Origin of the sequence: Candidatus Pelagibacter ubique HIMB140 (assembly GCF_025558165.1) — a bacterium.
Lineage (GTDB): Bacteria > Pseudomonadota > Alphaproteobacteria > Pelagibacterales > Pelagibacteraceae > Pelagibacter > Pelagibacter ubique_T.
Genome location: NZ_LAMZ01000001.1, coordinates 994082 through 1016651, shown reverse-complemented (window position 1 = coordinate 1016651; position 22570 = coordinate 994082). Strand labels below are relative to the sequence as shown.

At 30.8% G+C, this 22570-nt stretch carries 15 protein-coding genes; 2 read left to right on the top strand and 13 right to left on the bottom strand.

Annotation, left to right across the window (positions count from 1 at the left end):
- Positions 1-5 precede the first annotated feature (5 nt).
- From lepA to VP90_RS05435, 8 genes are read right to left on the bottom strand one after another with little or no spacing between them, the layout of a single operon-like run.
- A complete protein-coding gene (gene lepA / locus VP90_RS05470; protein ID WP_425321969.1) occupies positions 6-1814 on the bottom strand; it encodes a translation elongation factor 4 in 1809 nt (602 codons plus the stop codon).
- 5 nt (positions 1815-1819) lie between these two features.
- Positions 1820-4228, bottom strand: a complete 2409-nt coding sequence (gene pheT / locus VP90_RS05465) for a phenylalanine--tRNA ligase subunit beta (RefSeq protein WP_262590117.1) — start codon at positions 4226-4228, stop codon at positions 1820-1822.
- The gene (gene pheS / locus VP90_RS05460) at positions 4225-5292 is read right to left on the bottom strand and encodes a phenylalanine--tRNA ligase subunit alpha (RefSeq protein ID WP_262590116.1); all 1068 of its coding nucleotides are present in this window, start codon (positions 5290-5292) and stop codon (positions 4225-4227) included. The genes pheT and pheS overlap by 4 nt, the downstream gene beginning before the upstream one ends.
- Before the next feature lie 40 nt (positions 5293-5332).
- The gene (rplT, locus tag VP90_RS05455; protein WP_262590115.1) at positions 5333-5689 is read right to left on the bottom strand and encodes a 50S ribosomal protein L20; all 357 of its coding nucleotides are present in this window, start codon (positions 5687-5689) and stop codon (positions 5333-5335) included.
- 2 nt (positions 5690-5691) lie between these two features.
- The gene (rpmI, locus tag VP90_RS05450; protein WP_023854436.1) at positions 5692-5898 is read right to left on the bottom strand and encodes a 50S ribosomal protein L35; all 207 of its coding nucleotides are present in this window, start codon (positions 5896-5898) and stop codon (positions 5692-5694) included.
- Positions 5899-5951: 53 nt separating this feature from the next.
- Positions 5952-6497 carry a translation initiation factor IF-3 gene (infC, locus tag VP90_RS05445; protein WP_075505925.1) on the bottom strand — a complete coding sequence of 182 codons (546 nt, stop codon included), beginning with the start codon at positions 6495-6497 and terminating at the stop codon, positions 5952-5954.
- Positions 6498-8414, bottom strand: coding sequence for a threonine--tRNA ligase (gene thrS / locus VP90_RS05440; RefSeq protein ID WP_262590114.1), 1917 nt, complete (start codon positions 8412-8414; stop codon positions 6498-6500).
- Positions 8415-9569 (bottom strand): glycosyltransferase family 4 protein, encoded by a 1155-nt coding sequence (locus tag VP90_RS05435; RefSeq protein ID WP_262590113.1) that lies wholly within the window; start codon positions 9567-9569, stop codon positions 8415-8417.
- Between the two features lie 42 nt (positions 9570-9611).
- Here VP90_RS05435 and VP90_RS05430 point away from each other — a divergent pair, with 42 nt between their 5' ends.
- Positions 9612-10358, top strand: coding sequence for an alpha/beta hydrolase (locus VP90_RS05430; protein ID WP_262590112.1), 747 nt, complete (start codon positions 9612-9614; stop codon positions 10356-10358).
- Here VP90_RS05430 and gltB read toward each other — a convergent pair.
- Both gltB and VP90_RS05420 read right to left on the bottom strand, forming a co-directional pair.
- Positions 10351-14856, bottom strand: coding sequence for a glutamate synthase large subunit (gltB, locus tag VP90_RS05425; RefSeq protein ID WP_262590111.1), 4506 nt, complete (start codon positions 14854-14856; stop codon positions 10351-10353). The two genes, VP90_RS05430 and gltB, sit on opposite strands and share 8 nt — an antisense overlap.
- Entirely contained in the window at positions 14856-16295 is a 1440-nt protein-coding gene (locus VP90_RS05420) for an NAD(P)-dependent oxidoreductase (RefSeq protein ID WP_075506061.1), read from the bottom strand. Before VP90_RS05420 ends, gltB begins: the two co-directional genes overlap by 1 nt.
- Positions 16296-16477: 182 nt before the next feature.
- Here VP90_RS05420 and VP90_RS05415 point away from each other — a divergent pair, with 182 nt between their 5' ends.
- On the top strand, positions 16478-17242 hold the full coding sequence (locus tag VP90_RS05415; RefSeq protein WP_262590110.1) for an undecaprenyl-diphosphate phosphatase: 765 nt from the start codon (positions 16478-16480) through the stop codon (positions 17240-17242).
- On the opposite strand, the gene VP90_RS05410 is transcribed toward VP90_RS05415, so the two are convergent.
- Genes VP90_RS05410 through aceE form a run of 3 tightly spaced genes read right to left on the bottom strand, consistent with a single transcriptional unit; the run spans position 17239 to position 22442 of the window.
- The gene (locus tag VP90_RS05410) at positions 17239-18132 is read right to left on the bottom strand and encodes a DMT family transporter (RefSeq protein WP_262590109.1); all 894 of its coding nucleotides are present in this window, start codon (positions 18130-18132) and stop codon (positions 17239-17241) included. The genes VP90_RS05415 and VP90_RS05410 overlap by 4 nt on opposite strands.
- 6 nt (positions 18133-18138) lie before the next feature.
- Complete coding sequence (locus VP90_RS05405) at positions 18139-19401, bottom strand: 2-oxo acid dehydrogenase subunit E2 (RefSeq protein WP_262590108.1); 1263 nt, start codon at positions 19399-19401, stop codon at positions 18139-18141.
- Positions 19401-22442, bottom strand: a complete 3042-nt coding sequence (gene aceE, locus VP90_RS05400; RefSeq protein WP_262590107.1) for a pyruvate dehydrogenase (acetyl-transferring), homodimeric type — start codon at positions 22440-22442, stop codon at positions 19401-19403. The genes VP90_RS05405 and aceE overlap by 1 nt, the downstream gene beginning before the upstream one ends.
- Positions 22443-22570 lie beyond the last annotated feature (128 nt).

Genomic DNA, 22570 nt, shown 5'->3' with positions numbered 1-22570 from the left:
TTAAACTAAATATCTTTAGTTATTTTAAGAACTCCTATAAATGCCTCCTGAGGAATTTCTACTCTTCCGAATTGTTTTGATCTAGCTTTACCTTTTTTTTGTTTTTCTAACAACTTTCTTTTTCTGTCTGTTGCTCCACCACCATGAATTTTTGTCAAAACATCTTTTTTGAAACCTTTAATTGTCTCTCTTGCAATAATTTTTCCTCCTATCGCAGCTTGAACAGGAATCATAAAATTATGTCTTGGAATTAAATCTTTTAATTTTTCGCAAACCTCTCTCCCAGTTTTTTGAGCAAAATCTTTATGTATCATCATAGCTAAAGCATCAACAGGCTCACTATTCACTAAAATTCCAAGTTTTACTAAATCACCTTCCCTGTGCTCAATTATTTCATAATCAAAACTTGCATAACCACTAGTCATTGATTTAAGTCTATCATTAAAATCAAATACAACTTCATTTAAAGGAAGTTCGTAGTTTACTACTGCTCTGTTCCCAGAATAGCTAAGGTTAGTTTGTACTCCTCTTTTATCCTGACATATTTTAATTATTGAACCTAAGTACTGATCTGGAGTAATAATAGTTGCCTTAATCCAAGGTTCTTCAATATATTTTATTAATGTTGGATCTGGTAAACTTGATGGATTTTGTAAATCCATAGTATCACCATTATTCAAATGTACTTTATAAACTACACCAGGTGTTGTTGTTAATAAATTAACATCAAACTCTCTTTCAAGACGTTCTGTTACAATTTCTAGATGAAGCAAACCTAAAAAACCACATCTAAATCCTAATCCTAAAGCTGAAGATGACTCTGGTTCAAAAGAAAAGCTCGCATCATTTAATTGTAACTTGGCCAAACCATCTTTTAATTTTTGAAACTCTGAGCTATCTACTGGAAATAATCCGCAAAACACTACAGGTTTGCTTGGTTTAAAACCTGGCAAAGCTTGTTTTAATGGTTTTGTTGCGTCACAAATTGTATCTCCAACTTTTGTTTCTGATAACACTTTTATTCCTGTTGTAATGAACCCTATTTCTCCTGTTTTTAATTCAGTAATATCAACTGGCTTTGGTGTAAAAACTCCAACTTTTTCAACGATATATTCTTGATTTGTAGACATCATTTTAATCTTCATATGTTTCGAGAGTTTTCCATCTATAACTCTAACTAGTATGACAACACCTAAATAAGTGTCGTACCAACTATCTACTAGTAAACATTTTAAATCTGACGAACTTTCTCCTTTTGGTGCTGGTAAAGTCGTTATAATTTGCTCTAAAATGTCTCCTATTCCCTCTCCAGTTTTTCCTGAACACGAAATAGCATTCTCAGTATCTATCCCAATTACTTCCTCGATTTGCTTTTTTGTCCTTTCCAAGTCAGAAGCTGGTAAATCCACTTTATTTAATACTGGGACAATTTCATGATTAGTATCTAATGCTTGGTAAACATTTGCTAAAGTTTGAGCCTCAACTCCTTGTGTACTATCCACGATCAAAATAGACCCTTCACACGCATACAATGATCTACTTACCTCATAGCTAAAGTCTACATGGCCTGGCGTATCTATAATATTTAAAATATATTCTTTTCCATCTTTCGCTTTATAATTTAGCTTTACTGTTTGAGCTTTAATTGTGATACCTCTTTCTCGTTCAATATCCATTGAGTCTAAAACTTGAGCTTTCATCTCTCTTTCAGTCAGACCACCACAACTATGAATTATTCTATCTGCAATAGTAGATTTTCCATGATCAATGTGCGCAATAATTGCAAAATTTCTTATATTATCGATTGTACTCATTGGCTTTAGGATCGAATTTTAGCGCCAGTTTTATTTTCTACTGTTTCTATAATTGACTTATTTATTTGATCTAAGTCCACTTCTTTAAGAGTTTTTTCTTGAGATTGAATTGTAACACTGATCGCAATTGATTTTTGGTTTTCAGGAATATTATCACCCTCATAAACATCAAAAACTTTAATGTTAGAAATCAAATTTTTATCAACATTTGATACAACATTTACCAAATCTTGAACTTTAATTTTCTTATCAACTATAAAAGCAAAATCTCGTTCTGACTTTTGATAATCTGAAACAGAATATTTTGTTTTTTGATCTTTTAATGATTTTTTTGGTAATTTTAAATTATCAAGAAATATTTCAAAACCTACTAAAGACTCGGTTTTCATATCTATTTGCTTAAGGATATTTGGATGAATTTCACCAAAATATGCAGCCACACTTTCTTTACCTCTGTTCAAAAATAATCTTCCTGATTTACCTGGATGATAATAATCAGGTGTTTCATTATCAATAAAAAATTTTTCTGCATCGTAACCTGCTTCAACTAAAGTTTGGACTACATCTTTTTTAATATCAAAAACGTCGACATTTCTCTCTTTTTCTAACCAAGAAAGACGAGATTTTTTTCCAGCAGATAAACCACAGACTACTATATTTTGTTCACCAGGTTGTTTTCCAAAAAATGTTGGTCCTATTTCAAAAATAGATAAATCTTTGAATCCTCTATCTATATTTTTGCTCATATACATAATTAAATTTGAAAATATTGAATTTCTTAAAACTCCTAATTCTGAACTTATAGGATTCACAATTTTTAATTCATCATTTTGTCCTTTGAAATGATCATTATATTTTGCATCTGTGAAAGACCAAGTAATTGCTTCCAAATAACCTTTTGAAGCAACAGATCTTTGAAGGAAATGAAACAATTTTTGAGTTTGTGTTAAAGTGGATTTTTTTCTCTCTTTGATAGGTTCTTCTATCTTTATTTTATCATAACCAACTATTCTTACTAATTCCTCAACAACATCTATTTCCTGAGTAATATCTGGTCTCCACGATGGGATACTTAGTTTAAAAACTTTTTTATTTTTTTTACATGTAAAACCTAAGTTATCTAAAATTTTTAACATATCTTTTGTTAAAATTTTAAAACCTGCAACTTTTTCAAACGAATTTGGATCAAATTTAATTATTTGATTTTTAAAAGTACTGATTTTTTGAATATCTAGCTTACTAATTTCGCCACCACAAATTTCTTTAATTAAAAAAGCTGCTTTATTTAAACCTTCTTCAATTGATAATTGGTCTATTCCTCTTTCAAATCTAAATTTTGCATCTGTATCAATATTTAATTCTTTTGCTGTTTTTCTGATTGATCTTGGATCAAAATAAGCTGATTCGATTAAAACATTTTGTGTATCCATTTCTGTTCCAGATCTTGTGCCTCCGATGATGCCACCAAGTCCTAACACACCTTTATCATCACTAATTACACACATATCATCTTCAAGTTTATAGGTTTTGTTATCTAAAGCTGTGAACTCTTCACCAGATTTTGAGTTTCTAACAATTATACCTTTTTCAATTTTATCAGCATCATATGCGTGTAATGGACGATTAATATCAATCATTACATAATTTGTAATATCAACAATTGCTGAAATAGGTTTTTGACCTATAGAAATTAATTTATCCTTTAACCACTTTGGACTTTCAGTATTTTTTACATTTGTTACTAAACAGCTTCCAAAAGAAAAACATCCTTGGTTTTTTTCGTTTGTAATTTTTACTTTAATTGTTTGAGATTTTTTCGATTTTATTTTTTGTTCCTTAATCTGTTTTAATTTACCAAATCCTGAAGCTGCTAAATCTCTAGCTATCCCTCTAACACCAAGACAGTCTGGTCTGTTGGGTGTAATTGATAAATCAATCAAATTAGAACTAGATTGATTAAAAAAACTTTTTCCGATACTATTGTTGTATTTCGAAGACGAAAGCTCAGTAATTCCATCACTTTCTTCAGATAAATTGAGCTCTGATTCAGAACAAAGCATACCATAAGATGTAACATCTCTAATTTTTGCTATAACTAATTTAGTTTTATTTTTTGGAATAATCGCACCAGGAGGAGCATAAACAGTGATTAAACCTTCTCTGGCATTCGGTGCACCACATACGACCTTCTTAATTTCTTTTTCACCCACATCAACATCACAAACTTTTAAACGGTCTGCATTAGGATGTTTTTCAGTTTTTAAAATTTTTGCTACTTTGAATAAATCTAAACCTTCAGATAAATTTTCAACACTTTCAACTTCAAGCCCAATATCAGTTAATTTCTCAAGTAACTTTTCTTCCTTAGCACTTACAGATAAGTGATCTTTTAACCAATTAAATGTTATCTTCATCGACTTAGACCTCTATAATTTGTGGGTACATCAAGTGGATCAAATCCAAAGTGATTTAACCATCTATAATCGCAGTCAAAGAAAGCTCTTAAATCATTAATACCGTATTTTAGCATAGCTAACCTATCTATACCTATGCCAAATGCATATCCTTGGTATTTAGCAGGATCAACTTTGACATTTTTTAAAACGTTTGGATGAACCATTCCACATCCTAAAATTTCAAGCCACTGATCCCCTTCTCCTATAACAATTTTACCATCTTTAATTTCGTAACCAATATCTACTTCTGCAGATGGTTCTGTAAAAGGGAAATGACTTGGTCTAAATCTCATTTTGATTTTTTCCACTTCAAAGAACTCTTTAATAAAATAATTTAAACATCCCTTTAAATGACCCATGTTAATATCTTTATCTATATGAAGGCCCTCAACCTGATGGAACATTGGCGCATGTGTTTGATCACTATCTGATCTATATGTTCTACCTGGAGCAATAATTTTAAACGGTGGCTTGTCTTTTAACATAGTTCTAATTTGAACTGGTGAAGTATGCGTTCTTAATAGAACTTCCTTATTTTCGTCTAAATAAAAAGTATCGTGCATATCACGAGCTGGATGATTATCTGGAGTATTTAGTGCAGTAAAATTATTATATTCATTTTCTACATCTGGTCCTTCTTCAACACTAAAACCTATTTCTGAAAATATAGATGAAATTTCATCTATAGTTTGAGATACAGGATGAATTTTTCCTCTAACAAAAGGTCTTCCAGGTAAAGTTATATCAACTTTTTCTTTTTCAAGTTTTTGATTAACTTCTTTTGTTTCTATTTCTTTAATCTTTTCTGAAATTAAAGATTGCAGTTCATCTTTTATTTTATTCAAGTCTGCTGCAAAAGTTTTTCTGTCAGACTCTGGTATTGATCCTACAGTTTTGAATAAAGATGAAATTTGACCATTTTTTCCAAATAACTCTGTTTTGATTGAATTGATTTCATCTAAACTTAGCTCTTTCTTGAGCTTTGATAAAAATTGATCTCTAATATTTTTTATGTCTGACATATTAGTAGATTATTTCCTTAAGAAATAAAAACAATAGAGATTAATTTAAAGCGGATTGAGCTTTTTGTACAATTGTTTTAAATGCTTCTGGACTATCGTAGGCAATTTCAGCTAAAATTTTTCTATCTATTGTAACACCACATTTACTTAAACCATTAATAAATTTTGAATAAGTTATACCCTCTGCTCTTACACCGGCATTAATTCTCTGTATCCATAATGATTTGAAATCTCTTTTTTTATTTCTTCTATCTCTATAAGCATACTGCATGGATTTCTCCATAGCTTGTTTAGCAACTCTGATAGTATTTTTTCTTCTGCCCCACTGACCTTTTACGGCTTTCAAAACTTTCTTATGTTTTGCTTTACTTGTTACGCCTCTTTTAACTCTTGCCATTGTTACCCTCTTAAACTGTAAGGCATGTATGATTTAACAATTTTGCCATCTTGTTTAGACAAAGTTGTAGTGCCTCTTAATTTTCTAATTTGTGAATTCGTTCGTTTAATCATACCGTGTCTTTTACCTGCTTGAGCAGATATAACTTTACCCTTAGCTGATATTTTAAATCTTTTTTTTGCAGAGCTTTTTGTTTTTAATTTTGGCATAATTCTGCGGACTTATACAAAGAATGTTTAAATTTTACAACCTCTATTAAGGCTTATAAAGGTTGAATTACCATAATCATTTGCTTCCCATCAAATTTGGGTTGCAACTCTACTCTACCAATATCCTTCATATCCTCTTTAATTTTACCCATCAGTTCATTGCCTAAATGAGAGTGTTGGAGCTCTCGCCCTTTAAATCTGATAGTAAATTTAACTTTATCTCCTTTAGAGATAAATTTTTTTGCATTTTTGACCTTAAATTCGTAATCATGAGTTTCTGTTACAGGTCTCATTTTAATTTCTTTTAATGAAATTATTTTTTGTTTCTTTTTTGCAAGATTTGCTTTTTTTTGAGCATCATATTTGTACTTACCCATATCCATGATTTTACATACTGGTGGGTTAGCATTGGGTGCGATTTCAATTAAATCTAATCCTTGGTTTTTTGCCATTGATATAGCTTCGTTAGTACTGATCACTCCAAGATTTTCACCATCACTTGCAATTACTTGAACATCTGGTGAAGATATTCGGTTATTAGATCTTGGACCTCTATCCTTTGTTCTTCTTTGAAAGTAATTTTGTTTGAAATCTGCCACTTAGTTTGATGATGCTTTATTTAAAGCAGAGAAAGTTTTTAAAAATGAATCTATATCCATATTTTCTTGTTTATTAGAGTCTAACCTTCTAATCGTTACTGAATTGGAGTCAACTTCTTTTTTACCACAAATTAATAAAAGAGGTATTTTTGCTAAAGAATGATCTCTAATTTTATAGTTTAAATTATTATTTTTAATATCAACTGCAGAACTTATGCCCGCATCTTTAATTTTTTTAGATACTTCTATTGCATAATCATTAAATTCTTCTGAAATTGGAATTACCATTGTTTGTAAAGGTGAAATCCAAAAAGGAAATTTACCAGCATAATTTTCAATCAATATTCCTATAAATCTTTCTAGAGAACCAAATAGAGCTCTATGAAGCATAACAGGAACTTTTTTTGTTCCGTCCTTATCAACATATGATGCATCTAATCTTCCAGGTAAATTTAAATCAACTTGTAAAGTTCCACATTGCCAATCTCTTCCGATAGCATCTCTTAAAACAAATTCAATTTTTGGCCCATAGAAGGCACCTTCACCTTTATTAATACTATATTCTAACTTAGAAGCTTTAACTGCTTCAAGAAGTGAAGCTTCTGCCTTATCCCAAACCTCATCATCTCCAACTCTAACCTCCGGTCGATCAGCATATTTTAAAATCACATTTTCAAAACCAAGATCTTTATAAATATCTAATATTAAATTTGTTACATTTAAACACTCACTCGTAATTTGATCTTCTGCACAAAAAATATGCGCATCATCTTGTGTAAAAGCTCTTACTCTAAGCAAACCATGTAAAGCACCTGATGGTTCGTAACGATGAACCTTACCAAATTCTGTGATACGTAATGGAAGATCTCTATAACTTTTCAATCCTTGATTAAATACTTGTATATGACCTGGACAATTCATTGGTTTTATCGCAAAGACTTTTTCATCAGGAGTTTCTGATGTGTACATATTTTCTCCATACTTTTCCCAGTGACCAGATTTTTCCCACAATTGTCGGTCTAAAATTTCAGGTGTATTTACCTCTTTGTATCCAGCAGCATCCTGTCTGCTTCTCATATAATTAATTAATTTTTGAAATAATGCCCACCCTCTCTCATGCCAAAAAACTGAGCCTGGACTTTCTTCTCTAAAATGAAACAAGTCCATTTCTTTTCCTAATTTTCTATGATCTCTTTTTTCTGCTTCTTCTATTCTTTTTAGATGCTCATCTAAATCTTTTTGAGAAGCCCAGCTTGTACCATAAATTCTTTGAAGCATTTCATTGTTTGAATCACCCCTCCAATAAGCTCCTGAAACTTTCATTAATTTAAAGTATTTACCTATTTTACCTGTTGAAGAAAGATGAGGTCCTCTACAAAGATCATGCCAATCTCCATGAAAATAAATTGAAACATCCTCATTCTCTGGTATTGCCTCAATTAACTCGGCTTTATAGATTTCACCTTTTTTTTTAAAATGATCTATGGCTTTATTTCTATCCCAAACTTCTCTTTTAGTAATCTCGTCTCGATCAACAATTTCTTTCATTTTATTTTCAATCTTTGCTAAATCATCTTCTGTAAACGGATCTTTTCTAGCAAAATCATAATAAAATCCGTTTTCAATTACAGGGCCAATCGTAACTTGTGTTCCTGGAAACAATTCTTGTACTGCCATTGCTAATATGTGAGCAGTATCATGTCTAATGGTTTCTAGACCCTCAGGATTTTTAGATGTAAAAATTTTTACTGAACAGTCTTTCTCAATTAGATGTTCTAAGTCTTTTAACTCACCATCTACACTTATCACCATTGCTTGTTTAGCTAATGATTTGCTAATTTTTTCTGCTACTTCTAATCCAGTAACTTTATTTGGGAAATCAATATTATTTCCATCAGGTAATGTAATTATAGGCATTTAATTTATTAATCTTTTATACTCTGAATAAGTAGAAAAGCACATTTTTTCAACATTAAATTTTTGAACTATATTTTTTCTTCCTTCAACACCAATTAATTTTAATTGAGTTTCGTCAATTGTCAGTGTTTTTAAAATTTTCTGACTTAAAGACTTTGCATCACCCGCTTTAAATAAATAGCCTGTTTTTTCATCAATGACAGTCTCATTAGAGCCACCAATATTACTCGCAATAATTGGTTTCTCCATAGATTGGGCCTCTACAGAAACTCTACCAAAAGCTTCTGGTTCAATAGAAGCTGAAACAATTATATCAGACACTTTGTAAGCTAACGCCATATCTTTGCAGTGATCGATAAATCTTAGCTGTTTAGTTAACCTATATTGTTCTGAAAGTCTTATTAGTTTTTTTTTATACAAGTCTCTTCCCTGATCACTTCCAAGGATAACAGCATAAAATGCCTCATAACCTAATTCAATATTTGCCAGATTAATTGCTTCAATAAATACCTCTTGTCCCTTCCAGGTAGTTAATCTACCAGGCAAAAGTATAATCTTTTTATCTTTTTCTATTTCCCATTGTTTTAATAATTTTTTTTCTTCAGTTTCAAGTTTTGTAGTTGGATCAAAATAATCAACATTAATTCCCCTAAATACTACTAATAATTTTTTTTTTTGATTTAAATAATTTGAATAATTTTCTTTGATGTGTGAAAAAATAAAATTTGATCCTGCAATAATTAAATCAGATCGAACCATTACTGAATTATATAATTTTTTCAAATTACTTTTAAAATTATAAGTTCCATGAAATGTAGTTACAAACTTTCTGCTTGTTATCTTGGAGGCTATTAAACAAGACCATGCAGGCGCTCTACTTCTGGCGTGTATGATCGAAATATTATTAATTAAAATAATAAAAGTTAAAATTATTGCATTAATTAAAATTAATATTGGATTTTTACTCTGAACTGGAAGTCTAAAAACTTTTACTTTATTTTTATCTACAAATTTAAGTAACTCACCACCACTAGTAACTATAAATGACTTACAACCGTTTTCTGGCAAATAGTGAGCAATATCATAACAGCCGGTCTCTGCACCACCATATCCAAGTTTTGGTATTACTTGCAAAACTTTTAAATTAGATGACATTTGATATGATTATATATTAATTAGCAATTCTTATAAACGATTATGGCAAATTTCAGATTCCACAAAATTTCAAAGACTAAGAAAATTAGACATATTTGTAAAATTTATAAAAATTCTCCATTCATAGTTTTCTTACATGGATTTATGTCAGATCTTGAGGGAAAAAAGCCAGAAGCTTTTTTAAAATTTGCAAGAAAAAATAAAATAAGTTTTCTTGCTTTAGAATATTCAGGTCATGGAAAATCTACAGGTAAATTCATAAATGGAAATATTTCAAAATGGACTAAAGAAACTTCTATATTGATAAATAAATATATAAAAAATAATAATTTTTATGTCATTGGTTCAAGTATGGGCGCTTGGATTGCTTTAAGACAATTCAAAATATTTAAAAAACAAATTATGGGATTTTTGGGAATTGGCTCGGCACCTGAGTTTTTAGAAAATTTGATGTGGAAAAAATTCTCCAAAAAAATAAAGCAAGAAACAATCCAAAAAGGTATATATCACCTAAAACATGGGAATTATGAGTATCCAATCACTTATCAGCTTATAAAAGATGGAAGAAAAAATAGAGTTTTAAATAAAAAAATAAATTCAAAAATTAATGTTACTATGGTGCATGGTGAGTATGATGAAGCTGTACCAGTAAGTTATTCTAGAAAAGTTTTAAAACTATTTCCAAAAGCAAAAAAGAAATTGATCATTGTAAAAAAAGGTGACCATAGCTTATCAAATAAGAAATGGCTTAATATAATCTTAAATGAATTAAAATTATTAATTAACTAACTTCTTTTATAACTTTTTTTAAGCTGATAGGGTTTTTCAGTTTATCTAACATTTCTTTAGGACAAACCTGAATGAAATTATTAATTTCATTATCATAATTTTCAATTATTTCTTTAGATAACAAAGATCCTGTCTCTTCATGGTGTTCTTTGATTAAATTTTTTAAACTTTCTTTCCAATAATCTGTTTCAACATTCTGCCAAACTACTGACTCTGGGTTTACTTTTTTTTCAAATTCTTTTGATTTGTCATAGATAAATGCCATACCACCTGTCATACCAGCAGCAAAGTTATCTCCAACATCTCCTAGAATTACTACAGTTCCACCAGTCATATACTCACATCCATTCGAGTCACATCCCTCAATAACTGTAACTGCACCTGAATTTCTTACAGAGAATCTTTCACCAGCTTGACCGGCTGCAAAAAGTTTTCCAGATGTTGCTCCGTATAGAACTGTATTTCCTAAGATAGTATTTTCATTTGAAACTAAGTTACTTTCCTCTGGTAGTCTTATAGAAATTGTAGCTCCTGAAAGACCTTTGCCGACATAATCATTTGCATCACCTTTTAATACTAACTTCAAACCTTTGGATGAAAAGGCTCCAAAAGATTGACCAGCTGATCCTTTAAAGTTTAATACTAAAAAATTATCATCAAGTTTTTCATAACCATATTTTTTATATAAATGATGAGAAATTCTTGTCCCAACTGCTCTATGTGTATTTTTAATTAAATATTCTTTTTCAATTTTTTCAGAATTATCTAAAGCCTTTTCAATCTCCGGCCATATTTCTTGGTCTAGAGTATCTGGCACTGAATTAATTTCTTGGTTTTCACAATATCTAGTATTGTTCCCAGTATCTGCCTGAACAAATAAAGGATTTAAATCTAAATCATCTAAATTATCTGAACCCTTGCTAACTTGTCTAAGTAAGTCAGTTCTACCAATAATATCATTTAATGATTTAAAACCTAATCTAGCTAAAATTTCTCTAACCTCAGTAGCTATAAACATAAATAGATTAACAACCTTATCTGGTGTTCCTGTAAATTTTTCTCTTAATTTTTCATCTTGAGTACAAACACCAACAGGGCATGTATTTGAATGACATTGTCTTACCATTATGCATCCCATAGCAACTAAAGCAGTTGTTGCAACACCATACTCTTCAGCTCCCATCATAGCTGCTATAACTACATCTCTACCTGTTTTAATTCCTCCATCAGTTCTAAGTGTAACTGTATGTCTAAGATTATTTAATGTTAAAACTTGATTAGCTTCTGTTAATCCCATCTCCCACGGGATACCTACGTATTTTACACTTGTTTGCGGTGTAGCTCCAGTTCCTCCGTTATGTCCTGAAATTAATATTATGTCTGCTTTTGCTTTGGCAACTCCTGCAGCAATAGTCCCAACTCCTGAGGATGCAACTAATTTTACTCCAATTCTTGCTTTTGGATTAATCTGTTTTAAATCATAAATAAGCTGCGCAAGATCTTCGATTGAATAAATATCGTGGTGTGGTGGAGGAGAAATTAGCGTTACTCCAGGTGTTGAGTGTCTTAACTTTGCTATTTCATCAGTAACTTTGAAACCTGGAAGTTGTCCACCTTCTCCTGGCTTTGCACCTTGTGCAATTTTTATTTCAATCTCATTGCAATTATTTAAATAATTAACTGTTACACCAAACCTTGCTGAAGCTATTTGCTTTACTCTTGAGTTTGCACTATCTCCGTTATCTAACACTTTAAATCTTTTTTCATCTTCACCGCCTTCACCACTACAAGAAGCTCCTTTAATTCTATTCATACCTGTAGCTAAAGTTTCATGCGCCTCTTTAGACAAAGCGCCATGAGACATACTCCCGCTTCCAAATCTTTTTAAAATATTTTCTATTGGTTCTACTTCTGAAATATCTATTGATCCCTTCAATTTTTTTTCTCTAAAATCAATTAAGTCTCTTAAATTTATTGGTGGTAAATTATAAATACCTTGTGCATATCTTTTATAGGCGTCATAAGAATTAGAACCAACTGCACTTTGAAGTAAGTGTATAAGTTTCCCTTGATATTGGTGTGTTTCTCCATTTTTTCTATATCTATAAATACCTCCAATAGGAAGAATTGTATCAGTGCTTTCAAATGCTTCTTTATGAATTGCTCTTATTTTTTTTTCGATTCCAGTAAGTCCAATACCAGAAATTTTAGACACAACTCCTGGAAAATAATCTGAAACAATAGTTCTGCTTAATCCAACAGTCTCAAAATTGCATCCACCTCTGTAAGAACTTAAAACAGAGATACCCATCTTAGACATAATTTTTAATAAACCTGCATTGACAGATTTAATGTATCTTTCAACACATTCTTCAAAACTAAACTTTCCAAATAATTTTTTTTCAAATCTTTGATATAAACTGTCGAAAGCCAAATAAGGATTTACTGTTGTTGCTCCAACACCAATTAAAGTTGCAAAAGAGTGTGTATCTAATGCTTCTCCAGATTGGACATTGATTGACACATAGCCTCTTAATTTTTTCTCAATTAAAAAAGAGTTAATTGCGCCAACTGCAAGCAGCATTGGAATTGGAAGTTTTGAAATTGATAAATCTTTATCGCTAAGAATTAATTGTGTAACACCCTGTCTAACAGCAATTTCTGCATCTTTTTGAATTTTTTTGATAGCTTCGTACAAACTGTTACTTTCTTCAAAAGTACAATCAATTATTGTTGAATTATTTCCAAAAAAATTGATGAATTTTTCAAACTGAGAATTAGATAAAATTGGGCTATTAAGAACATAAATATTCTGTTTTGTTAAATTATCAAAATCTAGAATATTGCCTAGATTTCCAAATCTTGTTTTTAAACTCATCACTTTGTTTTCTCTTAAAGAGTCTATTGGTGGATTTGTAACTTGGCTAAAATTTTGTCTAAAAAAATGATACAGAGGTCTATATTTATCTGATAGCACAGCTAAAGGGGTATCATCACCCATAGACCCTGTGGCCTCTTTTGCATCCTCAGCCATAGGGTGTAAAATTAATTCAAGATCCTCTAAGCTAATTCCAAAAGTATACTGTCTTCTTCTTAGATCATCCCCTGAAAAAGAATTTTTTTCATCCTCAATCGTTAGCTTGTCATCTAAATCAATAATTTGTGAATTAAAATGTTTGTACTCTTTTGCTAAGTAATCCTTAATTTGTTTATTAGTAAATACTTTACCTTTTTCAATTCTTACTCCTATAATTTCTCCAGGACCTAATCTTCCTTTTGATAAAATTCTTTTTTCATTTAGCTCGATCATCCCAGTTTCTGAGCCTGCAAACAATAACTTATCCTTTGTGATTGCATATCTTAGAGGTCTTAATCCATTTCTATCGTTTGCTGCAATAACCCACTCATTGTCAGTTCCAGCTATAGCGGCAGGTCCATCCCAAGGTTCCATTGTGCTATTTAAAAAATTGAATAATTGCTGATGATCTTTTGGTAAAGTCTTATTCTTCTTAGACCATGCATCAGGAACTAACATTAATTTAGCTAATGGTGCAGGTTGACCTGAAATGTTTAATAATTCAAAAACATTATCTAAAGCCGCAGAATCTGAGGCTCCTTGTTGAATAACTGGCTTAAGATTTTCTATATCATCAAATAATGGACTATTCATTTCTTGTTCATGAACTTTCATCCAATTTTTGTTTCCTCTATAAGTATTAATTTCTCCATTGTGTGCAATTGCTCTGAATGGTTGAGCAAGATTCCAACTTGGAGCTGTGTTGGTTGAAAACCGCTGATGAAATATTGCGTATCTTGATACAAACCTTTCATCATTTAAATCTAGATAAAATTCTGAAATTGCTTCGGCTAAGAACATACCTTTGTAAATAATTGACTTTGAACTTAAGGAACAAATATAAAAATTATTTAATGATTTTTTGAAAGCTTCGTTTTCGATTTTTCTTCTTGTCTCATAAATTTTTCTCTCCAAATCTTTATTTGTAAGTTCTTTATTATGAGGTTTGAAAAGTACCTGAATAATTTCAGGCATAGTTTGAAAAGCTTTTTCACCTAAAACCTTTGGATTAACAGGAACTTGTCTCCATCCATAAATATTAAAATCATTTTTCGTTAGTTCGCTTTCAACAATTGTTTTACAGCTCTCTTGTGCTGCATAGTCATTACGTGGAAGAAAAATCATTCCTACGCAGATTTCAGAATTATCGTGCGTGTGTCCTGTAACTTCAATTTTCTCAATAAAAAAATCTTTTGGAATTTCTACGTGAATTCCAGCTCCATCTCCTGTTTTCCCATCAGCATCTACCGCACCTCTATGCCAAACAGCTTTTAAAGCTTCAATTCCATATTCAACTACATTCCTGGATTTTTTTCCCTCAGTAGAAGCTATTAAACCTACTCCACACGCATCATGCTCCATATCCTCAGAATAGACATTGTTTTTCTTAAGTAGATCAAAATTTTTTTTATAAGTTTTCATTAAGCAACTTTTTTCTCATTTTTGGATTTTGTTTCTAAATAATTTTTTATGGAATCTGCTGCGTCTCTACCATCTTTAATTGCCCAAACAACTAATGAAGCTCCTCTAACTATATCCCCAGCAGCAAAAACGCCACTTAGATTAGTTTCCATAGTATCAAAATCAGTTTTTATTGTTCCCCATTTTGTAACTTGAAGTTCATTGCTATCGAATAAATTAGGTAAATCCTCTGGATCAAATCCAAGAGCTTTAATAACCATATCTGCTTTTATTTCATAACTTGATCCTTCTTGTACTTCGGGTTTTCTTCTGCCAGTTTCATCTGGTTCACCTAACTTTATTTGATCTACAAGTAAATTTTCTACCTTATTAGTTCCTTTAAATTCTTTAGGACTAGATAGCCATACAAATTCAACACCTTCCTCTTCAGCATTTGCAACTTCTCTTGCTGAACCAGGCATATTTTCTTTATCTCTTCTGTATAAGCATTTTACTGATTTTGCTTTTTGTCTTACTGAAGTTCTCACACAATCCATTGCGGTATCACCTCCACCAATTACAACAACATCTTTTCCCTCTGCATTTAGAATTCCCTTATCAAATAATTCAACCTCATCGCCCAATCCTTTTTTATTTGATGCTGTAAGAAAATCCATTGCTGGAAAAATATTGTCTAAATCATTACCTGGTAAATTAACTTCTCTAGCTTTGTAAACTCCTGTTGCAATTAATACTGCATCATGTTTTTTTCTTAATTGCTCTAAGCTTGCATCCTTGCCAACTTCGAAATTTTGTATGAATTCTATTCCACCATCTCTTAAAAGCTTTGTTCGTCTTTCAACTATTTCTTTTTCTAATTTAAAATTTGGAATTCCATATATTAATAATCCTCCAGCTCTATCATAACGATCATAAACTGTAATTTTATACCCATTTTTTCTTAACTGTTCTGCTGCCGCTAATCCAGCAGGACCAGCTCCTATAATTCCAACACTTTGATTTTTTTCGTTTGTAACTTCAATTGGTTTAACCCAACCTTGTTCCCAGGCGTTATCTGTTATATATTTTTCAACGGAACCAATTGTAACTGTTCCGTGACCAGACTGTTCAATTACACAATTTCCCTCACACAATCTATCTTGCGGACAGATTCTTCCACAAACCTCGGGCATATTATTAGTGCTTTGTGAAAGCTCGTATGCTTCTTTTAATCTTCCCTCGGCAGTTAACTTTAGCCAGTCTGGAATATTGTTACTTAAAGGACAATGAACCTGACAGAAAGGAACTCCACACTGAGAACATCTACTTGATTGTTCTTTAGCTTTTTCGTTGATATATTCGTCATATATCTCGTTAAAATCCTTTTTTCTTTGATCAACTTCCCTTTTAGGTGGAGTTTGCTGACCTATTTTTACAAATTTTAACATTTTATCAGTCATAAAAAATATAATTTTCGGCAAATTATATAATGATTTTATTAAATAAAGCATTAAATAGGTCATATTTATTGACCTTTAATCTTTCATTTTTGTTATAAATAAACAGGTTTCTAATAAATGCATAGCTAATATGATCAAATCGTATTGTTTGAAATATAAGCTTAATAAGCTACGAAGAAATTATGTTTCAGAATATTATAGAAGTTTTAATCCTTTCAGCAATTCAAGGGATCTCAGAATTTCTTCCAATAAGTTCTTCTGCACATTTAATTTTAGTTTCAAGTTTGTATGAATTTAAATCTAGCTCATTACTAATTGATATTAGCCTTCATCTAGGATCTCTTTTTGCAATAGTTTATTTTTTCAAAGAAGAGTTATTAAACATTAATAAAAATAAAAGACTAATAAGTTTAATTATTATTGGATCTGTTCCATTAATTATCTTTGGATATATTTTATACACTACAGGGCTAATTTATAGTTTACGAAACATTGAAACTATTGCATGGACAACTTTAATATTTGCAATTGTTTTATACATTTCTGACAAAAGTCGTTTTGATAAAAAAATTTCTACAAATTTAAATATTCAATCAATTTTATTTATAGGAGCAATGCAAATTTTATCATTGATACCTGGAGTAAGCAGAGCAGGCGTTACAATAACAGCTGCGAGGATTTTAAAGTTTAATAGAGTGGATTCGAGTAAAATATCTTTTTTACTATCTATACCAGCATTAGCTGGTGCAAGTGTACTTAGTTTAAAAGATATTTTTAATCAACCAACAGAATTTAATTATTTGGTAATAATTGCAATTATATCTTCTTTTATTCTTTCTTTCTTAACAGTTAAATATTTTTTAATTTTTATAAATAAGTTTTCTATGAATGCATTTGTAATTTATAGAATAATAATTGCTTTAGTATTGTTTAGTTTAATTTATTAAATTTTTTCTCTTTTTATAAGTGGGAGTAATTGTGATAATAAAACTCCACACAAAATAAAAAAACATCCAAGTATATTATTTATATCTAATACTTGATTTAAAATAAACCATGCAGCTACAGTTGCAAATACACCCTCAAGGGAAAAAATAATTGCTGCTGGTGCAGGTGTAATATTTTTTTGTGCATAAATCTGTAATACAAATGCAAATCCTCCAGATAATATTCCAGCATATAATATAGAATACATTTCCATTAGAATGTTGTTCCAAACAAATTCTTCATAAAGAATTCCAATGAAAAAAGACAAAATAGCTACGATTAAAGTTTGAATTGCTCCAATTGTAAGTGGAAGATTGTATTTAGAAATAATAATTCCAGTAAATATAATATGTGTGCTCCAAAATAAAGCTCCTAGTACAACCAAGGTATCTCCCAACCTAACAGTTGCATCGTAAAAATTTGTTAATAAATATCCTCCAATTAAACATAAAATTACTGAAGGCCATACACTCCAATGTATTGATTTTTTTCCAAACAAATAAATTATGATAGGCACCATAGGTACATAAAAGATCGTAAAAAAGGCTGCATTTGCAACATCTGTATAGAGCAAAGCAACCTGTTGTAATGCAGAACCTAAAAATAAGGACAATCCTATTAAAGACACATAAATTACAAATGTTTTTTTATCTGTTTTTAATTCTGGTTTAAAATTTTTTAATTCAAATAAAATTACGAGTGGGGTAATAGCTAAAAAACCAACAAAAAATCTAACAGCATTAAATGTAAAAGGACCAATATTGTCCATGCCAGTATCTTGAGCAATAAAAGTTGTGCCCCATATAAAAGTGCATAACAAAGCACTTAATAGGGAAATAGGCTTAGACATTTTTGATTATACAGCTAGCTTATAAGCAAAATTTTTGCCTAAGTTTTCTTTAAGATCATTGTTAAATCTTGCTGCCTCAGCTCCATCAATAATTCTATGATCATAAGACAAAGAAATCGGTAGCATTGTTCTAGTTTGAAACTTTCCATTTATATAAATTTGTTTTTTCTCTGATCTACCTACTCCTAAAATTGCTACTTCAGGATAATTTATTATTGGTGTAAAAAATGATCCACCTATTCCACCCAAACTAGTAATAGTCATTGAACCACCAAACAATTCTTTTTTATCTATTTTTAAATTTCTACAAAGCTCACTTACCTCTCTCAACTCTCTACTAATATGAGAAATTTTTTTATTATTAGCATTTCTAATTTTTGGAACCATTAGTCCATTTGGAGTGTCTACAGCTATACCTATATGGTAATATTTTTTCATTGTCATTTTACCTGTTTCAATTTCATCAATTGAAGAATTAAAACTTGGAAATTTTTTTAACGAAGCAACTAAAGCTTTTACAATAAATGCTAAAGGAGTAATTTTAATTTTTTCTCCCGTATAAATATCAGTCAAAGAATTTCTGAAGTTTTCCATTTCTGTAATATCAGCCTCATCATGATTTGTAACATGAGGTATAGTGGTCCATGAATTTGTTAAATACTTTGATGATAATTTTTTTACTCTTGGTATATCTTTGATCTCTATTTGACCAAAATCTGAATGCTCAAATTCATTTTTGATTTTGCTTGGTTTTTTTTCCTCAACAACCTCAGTGTTATTGTTTGATCTTAATGCTACAAATTTTTTGATATCTTCTTCAACAACTCTTCCATCTCTCTCACTTCCTAAAACTTTATTTATATCTACACCGAGTTCTCTAGCAAATTTTCTAGCTTTTGGGCTTGCTGATGAAATGTTAGATACATTTTTTAAAACTTTAGTTTCTTGTTGAACTTCAGGTTTTATTACTTCAATTTTTTTAAATTCTTTTTCTATTATTGGCTTCTGTTCAACTTTTTGATTTATCTGTGATGACTTTTCTAAAGTTAAAATTAAATCTCCTTCAGATACTTTATCTCCAACTTTTATATTTAAGTTAGAAATTTTACCTTCAAAACTAGATGGTATTTCTACGCTAGACTTATCACTTTCTATTGTAATTAAAGGGTCATTTTTTTTTATTGATTGGCCTTTTTTTACCAATACTTCAATAACCTCAACATCTTTAAAATCTCCTATATTTGGTACCTTAATTTCAATATCTGACATTATAATTTTGTTGGCATAGGTTTATCGCCATCAATTTTGTATTTTTTCATAGCATCTTTTGCATATTTTGAAGCTATCAATTGTTCTTTTGCTAAAATGCTTAATCCATAAGCTACTAAATGTTCTTTATCTACCTCAAAGAATTTTCTTAAATTTTTTCTAGTATCACTTCTTCCAAAACCATCTGCACCTAGAGAATAAAAGCTCTTATTGTTTGTGTAAGGTCTTATTTGATCAGAGTTCATTCTCATATAATCAGATGCTGCCATAATTGGTCCTTCAGTACTTCCAAGACATTGCTCTACATATGATTTTTTAGGAGTTTTGTCGGGATTTAGAAGGTTGTATCTTTCAACTTCCATCCCATCTTTTCTTAACTCATTAAAACTTGTAACACTCCATATTTCACTATCAATTTGATAGTCGTTTTGTAAAATTTCAGCTGCTGACATCATCTCTCTTAATATCGTGCCTGAGCCTAAAAGTTGAAGTTTTGTTTTTTTATATTTGTTAAATTCCTTTATCTTATACATTCCTTTAAGAATTCCCTCTTCACAATTTTTATCCTTAGGCATTTCAGGATGTGAATAATTTTCGTTCATTGTTGTAATATAATAAAAAACATTTTCTTTCTTCTCATGCATTCTTCTTAGACCCTCTCTAAAAATAGTTGCTAATTCATAGTGAAATGTAGGATCATAAGTTACACAATTAGGAATTGTTGATGCAATCAAATGACTATGTCCATCTTGATGTTGTAATCCTTCACCTGCTAATGTTGTCCTTCCAGCTGTTGCACCAACTAAAAAACCTCTAGCTTGGCTATCACCAGCAGCCCAAGCTAAATCTCCAATTCTTTGAAATCCAAACATAGAATAAAAAATGTATATTGGAATCATTTCAATATCATGATTTGTATAAGCAGTTGCAGCTGCTATCCAAGAAGACATCGCTCCTGCCTCATTAATTCCTTCCTCAAGCACCTGTCCACTTTTATCTTCTCTATAAGAACTTAGTTGCGCAGCATCCTCGGGCTCATATTTCTGTCCTTCATGAGCATATATTCCAATTTTTTGAAAAAATCCTTCCATACCAAATGTTCTTGCTTCATCTGGGATAATTGGAACTAATCTAGGTGAAATATTTTTATCTCTTAACAAATTAGTTAACATTCTGACCAGCGCCATTGTGGTAGACATTTCTTTTTCACCAGTTGAAACTTTCATAAAATCAAAAATATCTTTTGATGGTGCTTTAATAGGTTTTGCAAAGGTTGATCTCTCTGGCAAATAGCCTCCTAGTTTAAGCCTTCTTTCTTTTATGTATCTAATCTCTGGAGATTTCTCATCAGGCCTAAAGTATTCTATGTTTCTAACTTGTTCATCAGTTAGGGGAACATCAAAACGATCTCTATAATACATAAGATCATCCACATCTAATTTTTTAGTTTGGTGAGTAGTGTTTACACTTTCACCAGTTTTTCCCATTCCATATCCCTTAATTGTTTTTGCAATAATAACTGTTGGACTTCCTTGGTTTTTAATTGCTTTATCATAAGCTGCGTATACCTTATGGGGATCGTGCCCTCCTCGATTTAATCTCCAAATATCTTTATCTGACATAGATGAAACCATCTCCAAAGTATCTGGATTTTTTCCAAAAAACTTTTCTCGTACATATGCACCATCTCTTGCTTTCATAGCTTGGTATTCACCATCTACAGTTTCATTCATAATTTTTACTAATTGACCAGTTTTGTCATTAGCTAATAATGAGTCCCAATATGAACCCCAAATAACTTTTATTACATTCCATCCAGCGCCTCTAAAGCTACCTTCAAGTTCTTGTATAATTTTTCCATTTCCTCTTACAGGTCCATCAAGTCTTTGGAGATTACAATTAATTACAAAAATTAAATTATCTAGTTTTTCTCTAGCTGCTAATCCAATTGCACCCATGGATTCTGGTTCATCCATTTCACCATCTCCTAAAAAAGCCCAGACCTTTCGTCCCTCATCTTTAATCAATCCTCTATTGATTAAATATTTCATGTATCTTGCTTGATAAATTGCAAGCATTGGTCCTAACCCCATCGAAACAGTTGGAAATTGCCAAAAATTTGGCATTAGCCAAGGGTGAGGGTATGAAGATAATCCTCCAGGTTTTACTTCCTGTCTAAAACTATCTAATTGTTTCTCAGTTAATCTTCCCTCTAAAAATGCTCTAGCATACATTCCAGGTGCACTGTGTCCTTGGAAATATACTAGATCACCTCCAAATTTATTGTTTTTTGCTCTCCAAAAATGATTCATTCCAACATCATATAAAGTTGCAGCAGATGCAAAGGTTCCTATGTGTCCACCTAATTCTGGAAATTTTTTGTTAGCTCTTACTACCATTGCAGCTGCATTCCATCTGATCAGAGATCTTATTCTTCTCTCAATATTTTGGTCTCCATTTGATTTTATTTCAGCCTCAGGAGGAATGGTATTTATATACGGAGTATTTTGGGTGTAAGGAATATTTGCTCCTTCACGATAGGCTTTGTTAATTAATTCCTTAATTAAAAAATGAGCTCTTTGATTTCCATCTTTTGAAATTACTGCAGATAAAGACTCTAGCCAATCTTGAGTTTCTGAAGGATCTGTGTCTAATCCATTTGTAACTTGAATTATAGATTGTTTTTTTTCTTTAGCTGGCTCAGGAACATTCACCAGCTCCTCTTTATTTACAGCCATAGCTTCCTCAGCTTGTTTAATAATATTTTCTGTATCTTTAGGAAGATTGCTTTCTGGGAGACTTTTGGTTGAATTGCTTAAACTTAAAAGTAAATCACCTTTTGAAACTTTGTCACCTACTTTGACATTAATAGTATCAATTTTTCCTGAAATAGTTGATGGAATTTCAACACTAGATTTATCACTTTCAATTGTGACTATTGGATCATTTTCCTTGATTGTGTCTCCTGGCTTTACAAGTAATTCTATTACCTCAACATTCTCAAAATCACCAATGTCAGGAACAAGTAGTTTTTCGCTCATTATTAAAAAGGCTTATACACTCAAATAAAATATATTTTTATGTTATTTTATCACATTAATTAATCTTTTTATGCAAAGCTGTGTTTTAATTGAACAAAATTTGTTAATAAGACCATAAAATACAGTAT